The following is an 18,113-nucleotide window of genomic DNA, read 5'->3' on the forward strand; positions in this document are numbered from 1 at the left end:
TCGCAGGGTTAGGCTTTCAACTTCTGCACGTTGGCATTGAGCGTACTGGCGGGTGTGTAGGCGAACTCCCAACTATCTTTGCCGTCTGCACCGTCAAGAAAACCTTGAAGGCCTTTGTGGTTGCCATTGCTAATGTTGTAGACGGCCATTCCCCCCACAACCTGCGGTGTATGTCCGGCTCTGGCCATAGCAATGTCCAGCGTTGCACTATTGGTATTAAAAACAAACAATTCGTTGTTATTCGTTCTCTGGATGTACACAGTATGGCTGAACGTCCCACCCTCATTGGCGTGTTTGAAATTTATAAGTCCAGATTCGCTAATGTCCACGGGGTCGAATGTTGTTTTTATATTGCTGGCTTTGATGCCCATGACATCCAGGTATTGAGCTGAGTAGTTTGAGCCGCCATTACGATTGGTACAGGCCTTGACGGTGTCATATACCTGGGGAGCGAGTTTTTTTTCAGCCTCGCCCACACGCATCGATGCCTCATAGCAGATAAGGCCATGATTCTGTGGATTAGCATTGAGTATCTCCACGTTTCTATTTAACTCAACGTTAGAGAGCGCGCGTGGCGTTCTAGACGGATTGAGAGGCGACTCGTACAGGCTTCTGAAGTTTGAGCCGAGTATGCTATTTTTTTTCTGCCACTCGTCATTGTGATCAAAAACTTTGAATTCCAGCTTGTTGCGATCGGGGCTATGGGTTTTATACTTTGCACCTATGACCTTGTCATTAAATAATTTTTTTAAGCCACCCTCCATTGCGTCTGCACTCTTGAACTCAGCAACCCCATAGTTGGGGTCGTAAAAGTAAAAACTCTTGTCGGCGCCCTCGACTTTTACGCCTGCTGCCATCGCATGCCCAGGAGAGTCGATCATTAATGATTTTGAAACAGGGGAATCGCCCAACTCCTTTACCATGGTTTCATAGGTAACCTGTCGCGAAGGCATGCCTGCATGAAATGAACTTTGCCCGCCCACTTGGGTTTGAAGCCTGTGCAACGCATCCGCGAAGCTTTTCGAAGCGCTGTCCGTGGGAAAAGCAGCAGCGGCATACATATTTTTTATCAGCACCTGTTCTTTTCCCGACGCCATTGCGGTTGCCATGGTACGGGAGAGTGCAGCGCATTGCCCCTCGGACAGCTGGGCTGTCTTAGTCAGATAAATAACTTGCGGCATCGGCGTTACGGTGCCGAAACGAGGCTCTACGCTGTTAATAAACCGGGCGCTGCCAGCCCGACCCGCTTCATAAGCAATATCATCGTATCGTTTAACCAGTCCTCCTATTTGGGCTGATGTCAGGCTATCATTACTCGCCATTTTCATTAAATCTTCAACTTTCGTGGTGCGGGTCAGCCCTTTGCTACGCCCTAAACTTTCAATATTGTAGCCGTTGTCAAAGTCAGCCTTGTTCGGGCCATTACGATGAGTGCTCACTACCGACTTCCACTTTTTTACTATCGCTTCATCAATTTTTTTAGTGGAGTCGCTCGCGGTTGGCCATTTCTCCAGTTGGTCAGAATCCAAACGTACTGAAGGGGAGAAATCCTTGAGGGCAGGGCCATAGGGTTGGTTAGTAATTTGATCATAGGCGTACCATTTTTTGTTTTGAAGAACAGCGCTACGCTCAAGGACTTCTCCAGCATTCTTGAATGTTCCCCTGGCAACTGCATCGTACGTTTTACTCGCAGCGACAAGATCGTAATTCACGGTCGTTCCCCGCAGATGCCGCATGTCTTGAGCCGCATCGGAGATGACGCGTTTTCCGGCGCTCACCACACCACGCCCGCCCGCTCGCAATAAATCCACGGTACCGTCAAGCGGGTTCACCAGGCTGACCGCACCCAGCCCGATGGATTTTGTTATCCGTAAGGCCTTGCCTCCCGCGGAGGCGGCACTGGATGCCGCTTTCGCCACTTTACCAACCGTGCCAGCCCCGACTGTCAATACGCCAAATATATCGAGGGACAAGTCAATGATGCCTTCCCCGATATTGCCATTGATGAAGTTGTTGATAGCCGACCTGAACGGGATCAGGTTAAGCAGGATCTCACGCAGTTTTTTGTAGAACGGTATCTCGGACTCAAACGTCGTGAGACCACGGGCCTGGGCTTCGAGTGATCGCCATGTGCTGGTATGTTTGGCAACTGTTACGCCGATCAGCGTTGTTCTCAGGCTTGCGAAGCTATTCAATGCCCCTGCGCCATCCGCTGTTTCTTGCCTCAAGTCGTCGCGAATGGAAAGGGCGATGGGTTCCATGGACCTATAAGGCGTATTGGAGTTAAGTGGCACGCCGTCGTAAATACCAGGGCCGGGCTGGATGCCGGATGGAAAATCACCCAGGTCCAGGCGCTTTTCGAGCGTGTTTTTCTGAACATTGAGTTCATACGTGTGAGGGATTCCGTCGCGTATGACTTTCAACAGAACAGGCTTGCCCTCCTTAACCGGTTGTACTTTAGGCTCGTTACCCACACGTGCAATATCTTGCAGACCTCTCATCTCGCTGAAAGCAGAAATACTTCCCAACTCAATATTTTTGCGATCTTCCAGGGGCAACTGCGCAATCAAGTTTTTGACCTGGGTGACGACGCTTTTGTCCAAGGCAAGGCCAAAGGCTTTGTATTGAGTCGCAAACTCTGTGTTTATGTTCTTCAGGTTCCTGGTCTTACTCAGTACATCCTCAATCGTGAAGTTTGGCGTATTGGCCTCGGAGCGGCCACGGCCTCTGGCCGGCGGTGAATAAGAGGCGAGTCGCCAGGCGTTGGTCCCGTTGGACCTACCCCTTACCTTCGGTGCTTTTGGCGGGTTATGGAGCATGTTTTCCATGTACAGGTCCAGAAGCGAATAAGGGCCTTCACGATCCCTGTCGTATTTGTCGAGCACTATGCATTTCAATTCCAGGCGCACGTCATCCCCCAGCGCCTTGCGCAACTCTGCCAGGGCAATCTCCTTGCGGGAAGAAGGTGCAAGCGTACGTCGTGCTTCGGACGCGCTGCGCAACTCGGTTACTTGCGCGTTATAGGCATCGGTGATTGTTGCCATGTCCGCAGGCGACGTGACGCTTGTGACGATGCTGTTAGTAAGACCCCACTCCTTGAGCGCCTCGTACTGGCTTACGTATTCGATCTTGCGCTGGGCATCGGAGACGGGCGCAATGTCCCCCGACATCATCACGTCCGCATAACTCATCGTCGCCGTCGCACCAGGCGCCTGCGCCTCGATACGGGCCACCGCCGTGCTAAAACTCACATGGGCAGGAGAGCCGTGGGTGAGGGTCGGCGGAATATCCTTCACCAGTAACTCCGGCGCCGTCGAGGCCAATCGCAAATGTGCTTGAACCAGTGCTCTCTCGGGAGATGAGGCCTCACGTACGCGCAAGTACAAGTAGTCGGCCACTCGCTGGAGCGTTCCCGATAACGGCTTGCCTTTGAGTTGCTGGCCAGCGAGGTCAAAGCCCGAAATGTGCTTTTGCGGTAAGGCACGCTGGGTCAGTAGATCCCCTGCGTTCACGTTTAAGGCAGCCAATAACCAGTCGTTGATACTGCCTTTGACTGACAGTGTGTCGAACTTGGCCTGGATCGCAGTGCCCAGCGCCTGGCCCCTGGGTGACTGAATAAGCCGATCAAGCAGTTGTCGCGGCTTACGCAGTTCGGACGGATCTATGGCAACACCCTGCATCAATGCCTCCAGCACTCCACCGGTGGTCCCGACATTCAGATCGCCCACATTGCCGTGCAGCAAAAACGCCAACAATTGGCGCTGGCTGCCTGCATCAAGGGGTTGAGGCCAGGACAACGCTCCACCATAGTTGCCATTGATCGGGCTGTGGTGGGCGGGTGTCAGCAGGTACATTTTTAGGTTTTCCACCTCTTGAGCAGTCCCGGGAAGGTTGATCCCGTGGTACTCAAGTAAATCTTTAAGGGTGTTCAAGCCAGCTCCCGTGCGCCCCCAGTCTTGGGTGTATGAGGAGTCGGGATGAGCCTCGAAAGGGGTCTCACTCAAATACTGGGAAAGGGTGGAGGCTTCACGCGTGCCTGACTTCAGCTCCTCACCCAGTTCCCTTAACAACTTGGCGGCCGCGTGCCGGTCGTGAGTATTTCCCAGCAGTGTTTTCTGGCGGTTGAGCGCGTCTTCACTACGTTGCTCGTGGACACTGTAAAACGCGACCGGGTCTAGCGTAGAAAAGGACTTGTCGCGCTCCAACTCGGCAGCGCGTTGCTGGAAATCGGAAGGCTGCTCAAAATAAAAGCGCCCAACTAACCAGGCCGGTGCGTGTTCAATGTCCGTGGGAAGTGGAGGGCTGAAAGGCAGGTTTCTGCTGGAGAGTACGTTGCCAACTTCCATTAACGGCCCTCTGACCGCGCACCACTTTGAACTCTCGTCTCCAGCCACATCCAGTGTCGCGATACCTGTGCCAAGGGCCTTCGTTTGAAAAGTGATTCGCCCTGCACTCGGCAGTATCTTGATCGAACCGATCGCATTGTTGTCACGCCGCCACGCAATAAAATCCGGAGATTGCATGGCGTCACCCAACTGCTTCCACCACTGGCCGAACGTGGAGTGCGCCGGGACATCAACCATAATCGCATTGTCGTTGACGGGGACGCCTGTAAAGCCCCTCAACGCCTTGCCATAGTTTTGTGCCAGTAAACTATCGCCGTTGGCACGAGACGACCCATCGCCAGCCGGAGAGGGTACGTCTGCGCGTCTGGCTTCAGAGCGTGCTTGTGTTACAGGCGCCTCAGTATGAGTGGAGAGAGGCAACAGCGAGGTGCGCGATAAACTATTCGTAATCGTCATGGCATTTGGACTCGACCTTGGGAACTGAGGCCCACTGGGTACAGATTCTGATTACCCGTGGTAATCCTTCGTACCGCTATCCCCTTGATCGATTCCGGCCAAATGCGAAAACTCTATTACTTGTTATTGCTTTGCGCCTGCGGAGGATCTGCCTCTGTGTTGTGCGCCCGTATCATTTCCCGCACCTTCGCCGTCAACAAATCAAAGGTAAACGGCTTGGTGATCAACTGCATTCCCGGGTCCAGGAACCCACCCCGCACCGCCGCGTGTTCGGCATAACCCGTAATGAATAGCACCTTGAGGTCCGGGCGGATCTGTCGGCCTATTTCGGCGAGTTGCCGGCCGTTCATGCCAGGCAGGCCGACATCGCTGATCATCAGGTCGATGCGTTGCCCGGACTCGATGATCGGCACTGCGGTATCCGCATCGCCGGCCTCGACAAAGCCATAGCCCAACTCTTTGAGCACCGCGCTGACCAGTACCCGCACGGCGGGGTCGTCCTCGACGATCAGCACCGTTTCTCCCACATTGGCGAAAGGCAGCAGCGCCGCGTCAGCCGCGAGGTCCGCAACGATTTCCCCAATGAACCGAGGTAGAAACAGGCTGACCGTGGTGCCTTCGCCGACCTCGCTGTGGAGGGTGACATGCCCGTGGGACTGACGGGCGAAGCCATAGATCATCGACAGCCCCAGGCCGGTGCCCTGGCCGATGGGTTTGGTGGTGAAAAACGGATCGAACACACGCCCCATCAGGTGCTCGGGAATCCCGCAGCCGGTATCGCTGACGCTCAGTTCGACGTAGTCACCGGGCTTCAGGGTGCCGTAGGCGGCGGTGAACACGCTGTCGAGGTGGCGGTTGGTGGTTTCGACCACCAGCTTGCCGCCACCGGGCATGGCATCCCGCGCGTTGATCACCAGGTTGAGCAGGGCGCTTTCCAGTTGATTGGGGTCGGCTTCGGCAGTCCAGAGTTGGTCGGTCAGGCGCATGTCGAGGGCGATGCTTTCATTGATGCTGCGTTGCAACAGCTCGCCCATGGAGGTGACCAGTTGGTTGAGCGCCACGGGTTTGGAGTCCAGTGACTGGCGTCGCGAGAAAGCCAGCAAGCGGTGGGTCAGGCCAGCAGCGCGGTTGGCCGAGGTCACGCCGAGGTCGATCAGGCTGTCGAGATCGTCCAGTTTGCCGCGGGCAACGCGCCTGCGCAGCAGTTCCAGGCTGCCGATGATGCCCGTGAGCATATTGTTGAAGTCATGGGCGATGCCGCCGGTCAATTGGCCGACGGCTTCCATTTTCTGTGATTGGCGCAACGCCTCTTCGTTGCTGCGCAGTTGGGCGGTGCGCTCCTCGACCTGTTGCTCGAGGGTTTCCAGGGTGCGCTGCAGGCGCAGTTCACTTTCGCTGAGGTCGATCAGGCGGTCGCGGGCGTCGTATTGCCGTCGGCGCCCGCGCAGGGCAGCGCTCACCAGGCTGATCAGCGTCACCGGGTGGAAGGGCCGTTCCAGGAAGGTCACGTTGCCCAGCAGGCTGCTCAGATGGGATGAGCCATTCTGTTCGCTGCCGCCGTGGTGGGTCATCAGCACGATCGGCAGGTCCGACCAGGCCGGTTGCTGGTGCAGGTGCTCCAGCAACGGTTCCAGATCAACACCGCGCAGCGCTTCGGCCGCAATCACGAGCATGCCGGCGCCTTGCTCCAGCGCGTCGCAGAGCATCGTCAGGTTGCTGGCAATGATGCCGCTGTAGCCGGCCTCGTTGAGCATCATCAGCGCCAGCGACCCGTCACGACCCAATGGCGCCAGGATGATTGCACGCTCGGAGACGGGCGCAAAACCGGTCACGTTCCCTCTTCCTTGAGCAGGGGCGAGCCGCTGCCGGTGAAGGTCGGGATACCGCGCAACACGCCCTGGAAGTTATCCAGCGGCTCGCCGACGGTCATGCCCCGACTGCCGATGCGGTATTCGCGAATGGTCGACTCATGGGTGCCGGTGCGTTTCTTGATGATCGAAATGGCACGGCGCACCTTGCCCAGCGCCTCGAAGTAGCGCAGCAGAATCACCGTGTCGGCCAGGTAGGTAATGTCCACCGGTGCTTGCATGTCACCGACCAGCCCATGCTGGGCAACCGTCATGAACGTGGCGGCACCGCGACGGTTCAGGTACAGCAACAGTTCGTGCATGTGCAGGATCAGCGCGTTTTCTTCCGGCATGGCGGCCTGGTAGCCGTTGATGCTATCGATGACTACGGTCTTGATGCCGCGCTCGTCGACGCAGCGGCGTACCCGGTGGGAAAACTCGCCCGGGGACAACTCGGCGGCGTCCACTTGCTCGATCAGCAGGTTGCCGGTGGCTTGCAGCGCCGCGAGGTCGATGCCCATGTTGCGCATGCGCTCGAACAACAGCCCCAGCTCTTCATCGAAAATAAACAGCGCAGCTTTTTCACCACGGGCCACAGCAGCGGCGGCGAAGATCATCGAGATCAGCGATTTGCCGGTACCGGCCGGGCCGAGGATCAGGCTGCTGGAGCCGGTCTCGACGCCGCCGCCCATCAGCGCATCCAGTTCCGCGATGCCACTGCTCAGGGTTTCACGTACGTAGCCGCCACGATGCTCGGCCGCGACCAGGCGCGGGAATACATGAATGCCGTCGCCCATGATGGTGAAGTCGTGAAAACCGCCCCGGTATTTCTGGCCCCGGTATTTCACCACCCGAATGCGACGACGTTCGGCACCATAGTTGGGCGTCAGTTCTTCCAGGCGAATCACCCCGTGGGCCACGCTGTGCACGGTTTTATCAAGGGATTCGGTGGTCAGGTCGTCCAGCAGCAGCACGGTGGCGTCGTAGCGCACGAAGTAATGCTTGATCGCCAGGATCTGCCGACGATAGCGCAACGAACTCTGGGCAAGCAGGCGGATCTCCGAAAGGCTGTCGATCACCACGCGGGTCGGCTTGACCCGTTCGACCACTTCGAAGATCTGGCGGGTGGCTTCGCCCAGTTCCAGGTCGGAGGAGTACAGCAGGCTCTGCTGGTGCTCGGCGTTGAGCAGGCTCTCCGGTGGAGTCAGCTCGAAGATATGGATATTGTCGTCCAGGTCCCAGCCGTGGGATTTGGCGCCCTGGCGCAGCTCGCGCTCCGTTTCCGAAAGCGTGATGTACAAGGATCGTTCACCGTTTTTGGCGCCCGCCTGCAGGAAATGCAGCGCCACCGTGGTTTTGCCGGTGCCGGGTTCACCTTCCAGCAGGAACAGGTGGCTGCGCGATAGCCCTCCGGAAAGAATGTCATCAAGACCTTCGATTCCGGTGGCCGCCTTTTCACTGAACAGCTCTTTGGATGTAGACAAGAAGTGCCCTCAGGTCACGTACAAGTAGAGGGGCGCGCCACCTCAGGCGCGCCATAGACTCTTGACCGTACTGGCCTGTAGCGGTTCAACACTTCGTCATATTTGTATCGGGGCGGGCGCTTCAAAGTCCCTGTTGCAAGGCGGGATCGTCCGGGTTCTGCTGTTCAAGTTGCGCCAGCAGCACTTGAACGTTCTGCAGTTGGCCACTTTCCTTCCAATAATTGACCAGCAGAACCCGCGCCTTGCGATTGGCCGGATGGCGTTGGATGATTTCTTCCAGTTGGCGCTGGGCGGCTTCCAGTTCCTGCTGGGCATGCAGGGTGGTGGCCAGGTCGTAACGGTAATCCTGATTGTCCGGCTCCAGTTCTACCGCCTTGGACAGGCCGAGCAGGGCGTAAGGGCGTTCGCCATGGTGCAACAGCCACATGCCCAAGGCGTGTTGCAGGTAGGCCGATTCGGGATGCGCCGCCAGTTGGCGTGCCAGCAGTTGGCGGGATTCGTCGGTCTTGCCTTGTTTGTCCAGCAGTTCGATCTGCGCGACTACGGCTTGCAGGTTGTCCGGCTGCAAACGCATGGCCTGTTCCAGGGCGTTTTGCGCATCGGGCAACAGGGCGCTGTGGATGTACAGGCGCGCCAGTTGAATCCAGCCCTCTGCGGTTTCGGGCTGGGCCTTGAGCTTTTTCACGAACTCATCCAGCACCTGCTGCAAGGGCCCGAAATACAGGCCCAGCGTGTCGGGCGACAAGCCCAGCAAGGCATTCGCGGCGGCGAAGCGCACTGCTTGCTCAGGGTCATCCAGCACCGGGCCGAGCAACAGCGTGCGCTGACCGGTCGGCACCAGGCCGACAATGCTGTGGATCGCGGCCTCGCGCACCTGCGGCGAATTGCTGCTCAGGTCCTTGTCCGCAAGCTTCAAGGCCTGTGGGCTGGGGTAGTTGGGCAGCTCGGCATGCAGGGCGGCCCGGCGCTCGGGCGCCAGGTCCGGGCGACCCAGTTGCTGGTACAGCACGCGTGCGGCGCCGGGCTCACCGTTACGTGCCTGTTTCAAGGCCTTGGAGTAACCATGGGCAATGGCGGGCGGTACAGCCACCGGGGTGGAGCGGGAGAAAAACCAGGTGATCAGCACAATCAACAGCAGGGCGCACAGGCCGATGATGGAGTAACGGCGTGACTTTGACATGCAGGCGTCCGAAAGCTTGGGCAGCTAGTACAAAGCCATCAGCTTCGGTCAGACCACGGCGAGTGTCAAACCCGTGTCAGGTGAGCACGTATTCCACCGGTTCCAGCGCTGGCGGCAACTCGGTTTCGCCGAGGGCGGCGAGTACTTCGCGTTCCAGGGTGCGCAGGATGGCATTGCAGGGCAGGTCGTTCTCGTCAAAGCCGAACGGGTCCTCGAGGTCATCGCCGATTTCATCGAGGCCGAAGAAGGTGTAGCTGACGATCGCGGTGAACACTGGCGTCAACCAGCCCAGTGGCTCGGCCATGGCAAACGGCAGCAGGATGCAGAACAGGTAAATGGTGCGATGCAGCAGCAGGGTGTAGGGGAAGGGCAGCGGCGTGTGCTTGATCCGCTCGCAGGAGGCCTGCACCTGGCTCAGGCTGACCAGCCGGGTTTCCAATTGGGTGTAACGCCATTCGCTGATCACGCCTTGCTCGGCCAGCACGGAAAACCTTGCGCCCAACTGTTGCAACAGGCTGTCGGGGAGGTTCGGGTGGTGTGGCGGGACCTGGCCCCAGGGCTTGATGGCCAGGGCTTCATCCTCATGGCGCAACCGTGCGATCAGGCCATGGGCGAAGCCGCACAGGCTGCGCAGCAAGCCCGCGCGTTCGGCCGGGTCACTGAGCACCTGGGTTTCGCGAATCAACGAACGTACATCGATGATCATCTGCCCCAGTTGCTTGCGGCCTTCCCACCAACGGTCATAGCAAGCGTTGTTGCGAAAGCTCATGAAGATCGACAGCGACAGCCCGAGCAGGGTGAACGGCGTGGCATTGACCTTGGAGAAATACGCCGGGTGCAGGGTTTCCACCAGCACGATCACCGAAGCCAGCAGGGTCACCAGCAGGCTGCGCAAGGCAATGCGCTTGGCGATCGAGCCCTTGAGGGAAAACAGGATGCCCAGGAGGTTGGGCTTGGGGCGGACTATCATCGATGAGGGGCTTCTTTTCGTGGAGCAGTTGGGGTGGCGCAGGCCTACAGGTTAGAAGCCCCGGCCAGAGCCGTCCAATCGCTTGGGCTGACCGGTTGATCGGCGAGGTCGATGACTGGCCAAAACAGTCAGGCAGGTTGAAAGCTTTGACCATTGCCGCTGCTGCGCTGCGGGGCGACTATTTCGACGATTCGGACCGTTCAAGGAAACAACAATGCAGATTGAAAACAAGATCTTCCTGGTCAGCGGCGGAGCGTCGGGCCTCGGCGCGGCGACTGCCGAGATGCTGGTCGCCGCTGGCGCCAAGGTCATGCTGGTGGACCTGAATGCCGATGCCGTGGCAGCCAAGGCCAAGCAGCTCGGCGATAACGCCCGCAGTGCCGTCGCGGACATCAGCCAGGAAGCGGCTGCCGAAGCCGCCGTGCACGCTACGGTCGCCGCATTTGGTGGCCTGCATGGGCTGGTCAACTGTGCCGGCGTGGTGCGTGGCGAGAAAATCCTCGGCAAGAACGGCCCCCACGGCCTGGCGAGCTTTGCCCAAGTAATCAACGTCAACCTGATCGGCAGCTTCAACCTGCTGCGCCTGGCTGCCGCCGCCATCGCGCAAACCGAGGCGAATGCCGACGGCGAGCGTGGCGTGATCATCAACACCGCCTCCGTGGCCGCATTTGACGGGCAGATCGGCCAGGCCGCGTATTCCGCGTCCAAGGGCGCCATCGCCAGCCTCACATTGCCGGCTGCGCGCGAACTGGCCCGCTTTGGCATTCGCGTGATGACCATCGCCCCCGGCATCTTCGAGACGCCGATGATGGCGGGCATGACCCCGCAAGTGCGCGACTCCCTGGCCGCCGGCGTGCCTTTTCCGCCGCGCCTGGGCAAACCCGTCGAATACGCCGCGCTGGTGCGGCACATTATTGAAAACAGCATGCTCAATGGTGAGGTGATCCGTCTCGACGGTGCCTTGCGCATGGCGGCCAAATAAGGAGCCACCCTCATGACCGATCCGATCGTTATTGTCAGCGCCGTGCGCACGCCCATGGGCGGCTTCCAGGGCGACCTCAAGGGCCTGACGGCGCCGCAACTGGGTTCCGCCGCGATACGTGCCGCCGTCGAGCGTGCCGGTATCGCCACCGATGCCGTGGATGAAGTGTTGTTCGGTTGCGTACTGCCCGCCGGCCTCGGCCAGGCGCCGGCGCGTCAGGCCGCCCTGGGTGCCGGTCTGGACAAGGCCACACGTTGCACCACCCTCAACAAAATGTGCGGCTCTGGCATGGAAGCGGCGATCCTGGCCCATGACTCGCTGCTCGCCGGCAGCGTCGACGTGGTGATTGCCGGGGGCATGGAAAGCATGTCCAACGCGCCCTACCTGCTCGACCGTGCGCGCAGCGGCTACCGCATGGGCCACGGCAAGGTGCTCGACCACATGTTCCTCGACGGCCTGGAAGACGCCTACGACAAAGGCCGCCTGATGGGGACGTTTGCCGAAGACTGCGCTGTGCATAACGGCTTTACCCGCGAGGCCCAGGACGCGTTCGCTATCGCTTCGCTGACCCGTGCGCAAGAGGCCATTTCCCATGGCAGCTTCGCCGCTGAAATCGTCCCGGTGCAGGTCACCGTGGGCAAAGAGCAGAAAACCATCCTGCACGACGAGCAACCGCCCAAGGCCAGGCTGGACAAGATCAGCAGCCTGAAACCGGCCTTCCGCGAAGGCGGCACCGTGACAGCGGCCAACGCCAGTTCGATTTCCGACGGTGCGGCGGCCCTGTTGCTGATGCGCCAGTCAGAGGCACATAAGCGTGGGCTCAAGCCCTTGGCGGTCATCCACGGGCATGCGGCATTTGCCGATGAACCGGGACTGTTTCCGGTGGCGCCGGTGGGCGCGATTCGCAAACTGATGACCAAGACCGGCTGGAACCTCGACGAGGTCGACCTGTTCGAGATCAACGAAGCCTTTGCCGTGGTGAGCCTGGTGACCATGAGCAAACTGGAGATCCCCCACGACAAGGTCAATATCCACGGCGGCGCCTGCGCCCTGGGTCATCCGATCGGCGCCTCCGGTGCGCGGATTCTGGTGACCCTGCTCTCGGCCCTGCGCCAGAAAGGCCTCACGCGCGGTGTCGCCGCGATTTGCATCGGCGGTGGTGAAGCCACGGCCATGGCCGTCGAATGCCTGTACTAAGGAGCCCAGATGCTGCCCAATGACGAACAACTGCAAATCAGCGACGCGGCCCGGCAATTTGCCCAGGAACGCCTGAAACCCTTTGCCGCCGAATGGGACCGCGAACACCGCTTCCCCAAGGAGGCCATCGGTGAAATGGCCGAGCTGGGCTTTTTCGGCATGCTGGTGCCGGAGCAGTGGGGCGGTTGCGACACCGGTTACCTGGCCTACGCCATGGCCCTGGAAGAAATCGCGGCCGGTGACGGTGCCTGCTCTACCATCATGAGCGTGCACAACTCGGTAGGTTGCGTGCCCATTCTCACATTCGGTAACGACCAACAGAAAGCGCAATTCCTCAAGCCCCTGGCCAGCGGTGCCATGCTCGGCGCCTTTGCGCTCACCGAGCCCCAGGCCGGCTCCGATGCCAGCAGCCTGAAAACCCGTGCACGCCTTGAAGGCGACCATTACGTGCTGAACGGTTGCAAACAGTTCATCACGTCCGGGCAGAACGCCGGGATTGTGATTGTGTTTGCCGTGACCGACCCGGCGGCGGGCAAACGCGGAATCAGCGCGTTTATCGTGCCCACCGACTCGCCGGGCTACAGCGTGGCGCGGGTTGAAGACAAACTCGGCCAGCATGCGTCCGACACCTGCCAACTGTTGTTCGAAGATGTGAAGGTGCCGGTCGCCAACCGGCTGGGCGAGGAGGGCGAAGGCTACAAGATCGCGCTGGCCAACCTCGAAGGCGGCCGCGTGGGCATCGCCTCGCAATCGGTGGGCATGGCCCGCGCCGCCTTTGAAGCGGCCCGCGACTATGCCCGCGAGCGCGAAAGCTTCGGCAAGCCACTGATCGAGCACCAGGCCGTGGCCTTTCGCCTGGCGGACATGGCCACGCAGATCGCGGTCGCCCGGCAGATGGTGCATTACGCTGCCGCCCTGCGCGACAGCGGCAAGCCGGCGCTGGTGGAAGCCTCGATGGCCAAGCTGTTTGCTTCGGAAATGGCCGAGAAAGTCTGCTCGGCCGCCTTGCAAACCCTGGGCGGTTACGGTTACCTGAGCGACTTCCCCCTGGAGCGGATCTACCGCGATGTGCGGGTCTGCCAGATTTACGAAGGCACCAGCGATATTCAACGCATGGTCATCTCACGCAACCTCTAAGGAGCCGATACATGAGTTACGAAACCATTTTGCTCGACGTCCAGGGCCGCGTCGGGCTGATTACCCTCAATCGCCCACAGGCCTTGAACGCCCTGAACGCGCAACTGGTCAGCGAACTGAACCATGCCTTGGACGGCCTGGAAGCCAACCCTGAAATCGGCTGCATTGTGTTGACCGGCTCGAAAAAGGCCTTCGCCGCCGGCGCCGACATCAAGGAAATGGCCGAGCTGACCTACCCGCAGATCTACCTCGACGACCTGTTCAGCGACAGCGACCGCGTGGCCAACCGCCGCAAGCCAATCATTGCCGCAGTGAATGGCTTCGCCCTGGGCGGCGGTTGTGAACTGGCATTGATGTGCGACTTCATTCTGGCCGGTGACAGCGCCAAGTTCGGCCAGCCGGAAATCAACCTCGGCGTCCTGCCGGGCATGGGCGGTACTCAGCGCCTGACGCGTGCGGTGGGCAAGGCCAAGGCCATGGAAATGTGCCTGACCGGGCGCTTTATCGACGCCGTGGAAGCCGAGCGCTGTGGGATCGTGGCGCGTATCGTGCCGGCCGATGAGTTGCTGGAAGAAGCGCTGAAAGTCGCCACCTTGATCGCCGGTAAGTCAGTGCCTATCAGCATGATGGTCAAGGAAAGCGTGAACCGCGCGTTTGAAGTGAGCCTGTCGGAAGGCGTACGTTTTGAGCGTCGGGTGTTCCATGCGGCGTTTGCGACGCAGGATCAGAAGGAAGGCATGGCGGCGTTCGTGGCCAAGCGCGCGCCTGAGTTCAAAGACAAATAAGCACATCCTGACGGAGTCGGCTTGCCGGCGATTGCAGCACCTCGGTGCAACAGATAAACCGAGTTGGCTGCATCGCCGGCAAGCCGGCTCCTACGGGTTGGGTTTACAGCGGGTAGTTCTTCAGTTCCCGCGCAATCACCATCCGCTGAATCTCGCTGGTCCCTTCGTAAATCTGCGTGATCCGCGCATCCCGGTAATAACGCTCCACCGGGTAATCTTCCAGATACCCGTACCCACCGTGAATCTGCATCGCTGACGAGCAGACCTTCTCCGCCATTTCCGAGGCGAACAGCTTGGCCTGGGACGCTTCCGACAGGCATGGCTTGCCGGCGCTGCGCAGTCGCGCGGCGTGCAGGATCAGCAAGCGCGCAGCATTCAGTTGGGTTTGCATGTCGGCCAGCAGATTGGCGACGCTCTGGTGCTCGATGATCGCCTGGTTGAACTGCACGCGGTCGCGGGCATACGCCAACGCCGCCTCAAACGCCGCACGGGCGATTCCCAAGGCCTGGGCGGCAATGCCGATGCGGCCACCTTCCAGGTTGGACAGGGCAATCGCCAGGCCCTTGCCACGTTCGCCCAGCAGGTTGGCCTCGGGCACGCTGCACTGGTTCAAGGTCACGGCACAGGTGTCGGAAGCGCGGATGCCCATCTTGTGCTCGGTGCGATCCACCACGAACCCCGGGGTTGCCGTGGGCACCAGGAAGGCGGAGATGCCTTTCTTGCCCAGATCAGGGTCGGTGACCGCAAACACGATGGCCAGTTTGGCGCGCTTGCCGTTGCTGACAAACTGCTTGGCGCCATTGATCACCCATTGGCCGTCACGCAATTCGGCGCGGGTGCGCAGGTTATGGGCTTCGGAACCGGCCTGCGGTTCGGTCAAGCAAAAGCAGCCGATCGCCTGGCCGCTGGCGAGGTCCGCCAGCCAGGTTTGTTTTTGCTCATCTGAGCCGTAGTTGAGGATTGGCCCGCAACCCACTGAATTATGGATACTCATCAGTGCGCCAGTGGCGCCATCGCCCGCCGAAATTTCTTCCACGGCAAGGGCATAGGCGACGTAATCGACATAGGTGCCACCCCATTCTTCCGGTACCACCATACCCAGCAGGCCCAGTTCACCCATCTTCGCCACCAGGGCGTCGTCGATCCACCCGGCTTTTTCCCAGGCTTGGGCGTAGGGCGCGATTTCACCACGGGCGAAGTCACGCGCCATGTCGCGGATCATGACTTGTTCTTCTGTATATTCAATGTCTTGCATGGCTTAGTTCGCAACCTTCTCGAAGTGGTGAAAGAAACTCTCCACGTGACTGAGGGCCAGCCCATGCAGGGTTGGCGGGTTCCAGAGCGGGCTCTTGTCTTTGTCGATGATCAAGGCACGCACGCCTTCGATCAGGTCGCCGCGCTCGAACCATTGGCGGTCCAGGTGCAACTCCAGGGCGAAACATTGCTCCAGGGGCAGGTGGCGGCCGCGGCGTAACATCTCCAGGGTGACGGCCATGGCCAGGGGCGAGCGTGTCTGCATCAGGCTGGCGGTGGTGAGCGCCCATTCGTGACTGTCGGCCACGGTGACTTGCTGCAATTGCTCGACGATGCTCGGTACATCCGGCAGCGCGAAGAAGTGATCGATGGCGGGGCGCAAGGCAGCCAGGGGCGGATCGGGCAGTTGCTGCACCGCCAGCTTGGCGAGAAGGCCCTGCAGGTCCTTGAGTGGCGAGTCGTGCCATTGCAGGCGATCGAGCTTCTCGTCCAGGTCAGCGAGCTTGTGGCTGTCGAGGTACCAGTCAGCCAACCCGCAGTACAGCGCATCGGCTGCGCGGATCTGCACCCCGGTAACGCCCAGGTAGATCCCCAGTTCACCGGGGATACGCGGCAGGAAGTAGCTGCCGCCGACGTCAGGGAAGTAGCCGATGGCCACTTCCGGCATCGCCAGGCGGCTACGCTCGGTGACCACGCGCAGATCGGCGCCTTGCACCAGCCCCATGCCGCCACCCAGGACAAAACCGTCCATCAATGCCACGATCGGTTTACGGTAATGGTGGATGGCCAGGTCCAGGGCGTATTCCTCGATGAAGAAATCCTGGTGCAGGGTGTCGCCACTCTTGAAGCTGTCGTACAGCGAGCGGATATCACCGCCGGCGCAAAAGGCCTTCTCGCCGGCGCCACGCAGGACCACGGCATGCACCTGCGGGTCGTCCGCCCACGCCTGCAGCTGGGACGCCAGGCTGCGCACCATCGACAGGGTAATGGCATTCAAGCCTGCGGGGCGATTGAGGGTGAGGTGGCCGATGTGGTTGCGGACCTCGGCGAGGACTTCGTCCTGAAGCGTTCCGGCGTGGCTTGCCTCGGTTGAAACCTGAGCAGTCATCGATAACTCCCTGCTTTTATTGTTCTTTATCAAGATGTTCGCGGACGAACCATCTCGCGATCGTACCAGTGCAAATTTGCCCAGTACAACCCGGAATCATGCAGGTCGTTTTTGCATTTATGCAGGGAGTGAAAGAGCGACTCAGGGAACCCGGCTTGCCAGTACTTCGCCAATGCTACGGCGCCTGGCGTGGGTCTGCGCAGTGTGGATCAGTTGCTCCAGCGCCGTGGGTTCCACGTCGTAGAATTGCTCCATGTCGGCGAGCGCCAACTTCAAGTCGGCGGCGGTGATTGCAGGGTCGCGGCCGGCTTCAGGGTCCGCCACGATAGCCGGCGGCGCGTCAGCAGCACCTTTGGGGTAACGCGTGCGCGTGGCATTGTTGTAAGCCAGTGCGCAGCTCAACAGGGCGCCAGCGCCGAACAGCACTGCGCCCAATTCATACCAGCCCAGGGCGACGGAGGCAGGATCGGCCAATACCAGCGTCATGGCCAAGCCACCGGCCGGTGGATGCAGGCAGCGCAACCAACACATCAGCACCACCGTCATGCCCGCCGCCAGGCAGGCGCCACCCAGGGACGGCCCGAGCACGCGTGCGACCAGCAACGCCACCACACCCGCGCACAGGTAGCTGCCAATGATCGACCAGGGCTGCGCCAGGGCACCCGATGACACCGCGAACAACAACACGGCCGACGCGCCGAGAGGGCCGAGCAGGTGCAAGGCCACGTCCATGCCAAAGACCTGGGCGCATAACCAGACACTGAACAAGGTGCCCAAGGCCATGCCGATCGCGGCACGGCTCCATTCGGTGGGACGGGTGTTGATAGCAGCGGGGAACCAGCGAGCGAGCATTGACGGCGAATCCATACACAGCGGGCAAAAAAAAGGCTTGTCTGGTTGCCCGGAAAAGCCCTTTGAAAGTTCCAACATTTGGGGGAAGGAACCTCTGCAGTGTGCCCAGCTTGTTAGAGAGGCGCCAATGCATATTAATGAAGGTTGAGTACAAAAATAATGAACTGAAACGATTTTAACCGGAAAGCGAGCAGCAGATCTTGCCCAGTACGCGGTTATGGACGTCTTCATTCAGAAAGCGCCTTTGCAGGCTCTCCCGTAGTTCTGGCTCACTGGCCAGCGGTCCGTTCAACGCCACCAGGGCGTCGCGCAACCCCATCAGTCGGTCCAGCGACGGTACAGGCACGTAACCGACATGCACCTCATCACAGGCTGACGAAACAGGGGGATCAAGCGAGGCATCATCTGGCACGGCGTTCTCCTCCAACGTCCTTGTTGTCTGTGGCGGTACATGAATACCGCACCCCGGCGAGTTTACAGGCGGGTTTTGCACGCAGGAAAGGGAAAGGGCGCCA

13 protein-coding genes are annotated in these 18,113 nt (G+C 59.9%); 4 read left to right on the plus strand and 9 right to left on the minus strand.

From position 1 onward, the window contains the following. Positions 1–8: 8 nt before the first annotated feature. From BM70_RS0114995 to BM70_RS0115015, 5 genes are all read right to left on the minus strand, one after another. The gene (locus BM70_RS0114995) at positions 9–4,802 is read right to left on the minus strand and encodes a YopT-type cysteine protease domain-containing protein (protein ID WP_025856768.1); all 4,794 of its coding nucleotides are present in this window, start codon (positions 4,800–4,802) and stop codon (positions 9–11) included. A 116-nt stretch (positions 4,803–4,918) separates the two neighbouring features. Further along, positions 4,919–6,634, minus strand: coding sequence for an ATP-binding protein (locus BM70_RS0115000; protein WP_025856769.1), 1,716 nt, complete (start codon positions 6,632–6,634; stop codon positions 4,919–4,921). Further along, entirely contained in the window at positions 6,631–8,133 is a 1,503-nt protein-coding gene (locus BM70_RS0115005) for an ATPase domain-containing protein (protein ID WP_025856770.1), read from the minus strand. The genes BM70_RS0115000 and BM70_RS0115005 overlap by 4 nt, the downstream gene beginning before the upstream one ends. 121 nt (positions 8,134–8,254) lie before the next feature. Beyond that, entirely contained in the window at positions 8,255–9,313 is a 1,059-nt protein-coding gene (locus BM70_RS0115010) for a tetratricopeptide repeat protein (protein WP_025856771.1), read from the minus strand. Positions 9,314–9,389: 76 nt separating this feature from the next. Beyond that, positions 9,390–10,283 carry a bestrophin family protein gene (locus tag BM70_RS0115015; protein WP_025856772.1) on the minus strand — a complete coding sequence of 298 codons (894 nt, stop codon included), beginning with the start codon at positions 10,281–10,283 and terminating at the stop codon, positions 9,390–9,392. A gap of 214 nt (positions 10,284–10,497) precedes the next feature. Here BM70_RS0115015 and BM70_RS0115020 point away from each other — a divergent pair, with 214 nt between their 5' ends. Genes BM70_RS0115020 through BM70_RS0115035 form a run of 4 tightly spaced genes read left to right on the plus strand, consistent with a single transcriptional unit; the run spans position 10,498 to position 14,384 of the window. After that, a complete protein-coding gene (locus BM70_RS0115020) occupies positions 10,498–11,265 on the plus strand; it encodes an SDR family NAD(P)-dependent oxidoreductase (protein ID WP_025856773.1) in 768 nt (255 codons plus the stop codon). A gap of 12 nt (positions 11,266–11,277) precedes the next feature. Further along, positions 11,278–12,462: an acetyl-CoA C-acyltransferase gene (locus BM70_RS0115025; protein WP_025856774.1), complete on the plus strand. Its 1,185-nt coding sequence runs from the start codon at positions 11,278–11,280 to the stop codon at positions 12,460–12,462. 9 nt (positions 12,463–12,471) lie between these two features. After that, positions 12,472–13,599: an acyl-CoA dehydrogenase gene (locus tag BM70_RS0115030; protein WP_025856775.1), complete on the plus strand. Its 1,128-nt coding sequence runs from the start codon at positions 12,472–12,474 to the stop codon at positions 13,597–13,599. Between the two features lie 11 nt (positions 13,600–13,610). Further along, positions 13,611–14,384, plus strand: a complete 774-nt coding sequence (locus BM70_RS0115035; protein ID WP_025856776.1) for an enoyl-CoA hydratase — start codon at positions 13,611–13,613, stop codon at positions 14,382–14,384. Positions 14,385–14,487: 103 nt separating this feature from the next. Here the strand turns inward: BM70_RS0115035 and BM70_RS0115040 are convergent, their stop codons facing one another. The 4 genes from BM70_RS0115040 to BM70_RS33095 all read right to left on the minus strand — a co-directional run bounded on the left by BM70_RS0115040 (position 14,488) and on the right by BM70_RS33095 (position 18,010). Then, on the minus strand, positions 14,488–15,639 hold the full coding sequence (locus BM70_RS0115040) for an acyl-CoA dehydrogenase family protein (RefSeq protein ID WP_025856777.1): 1,152 nt from the start codon (positions 15,637–15,639) through the stop codon (positions 14,488–14,490). 3 nt (positions 15,640–15,642) lie between these two features. Next, on the minus strand, positions 15,643–16,746 hold the full coding sequence (locus BM70_RS0115045; RefSeq protein WP_025856778.1) for an enoyl-CoA hydratase/isomerase family protein: 1,104 nt from the start codon (positions 16,744–16,746) through the stop codon (positions 15,643–15,645). Between the two features lie 141 nt (positions 16,747–16,887). Beyond that, positions 16,888–17,598, minus strand: coding sequence for an HPP family protein (locus tag BM70_RS0115050; RefSeq protein WP_025856779.1), 711 nt, complete (start codon positions 17,596–17,598; stop codon positions 16,888–16,890). A 175-nt stretch (positions 17,599–17,773) separates the two neighbouring features. Then, a complete protein-coding gene (locus BM70_RS33095) occupies positions 17,774–18,010 on the minus strand; it encodes a hypothetical protein (RefSeq protein ID WP_371262155.1) in 237 nt (78 codons plus the stop codon). Positions 18,011–18,113: the final 103 nt, after the last annotated feature.

This window comes from Pseudomonas sp. CHM02 (assembly GCF_000612585.1).
GTDB lineage: Bacteria > Pseudomonadota > Gammaproteobacteria > Pseudomonadales > Pseudomonadaceae > Aquipseudomonas.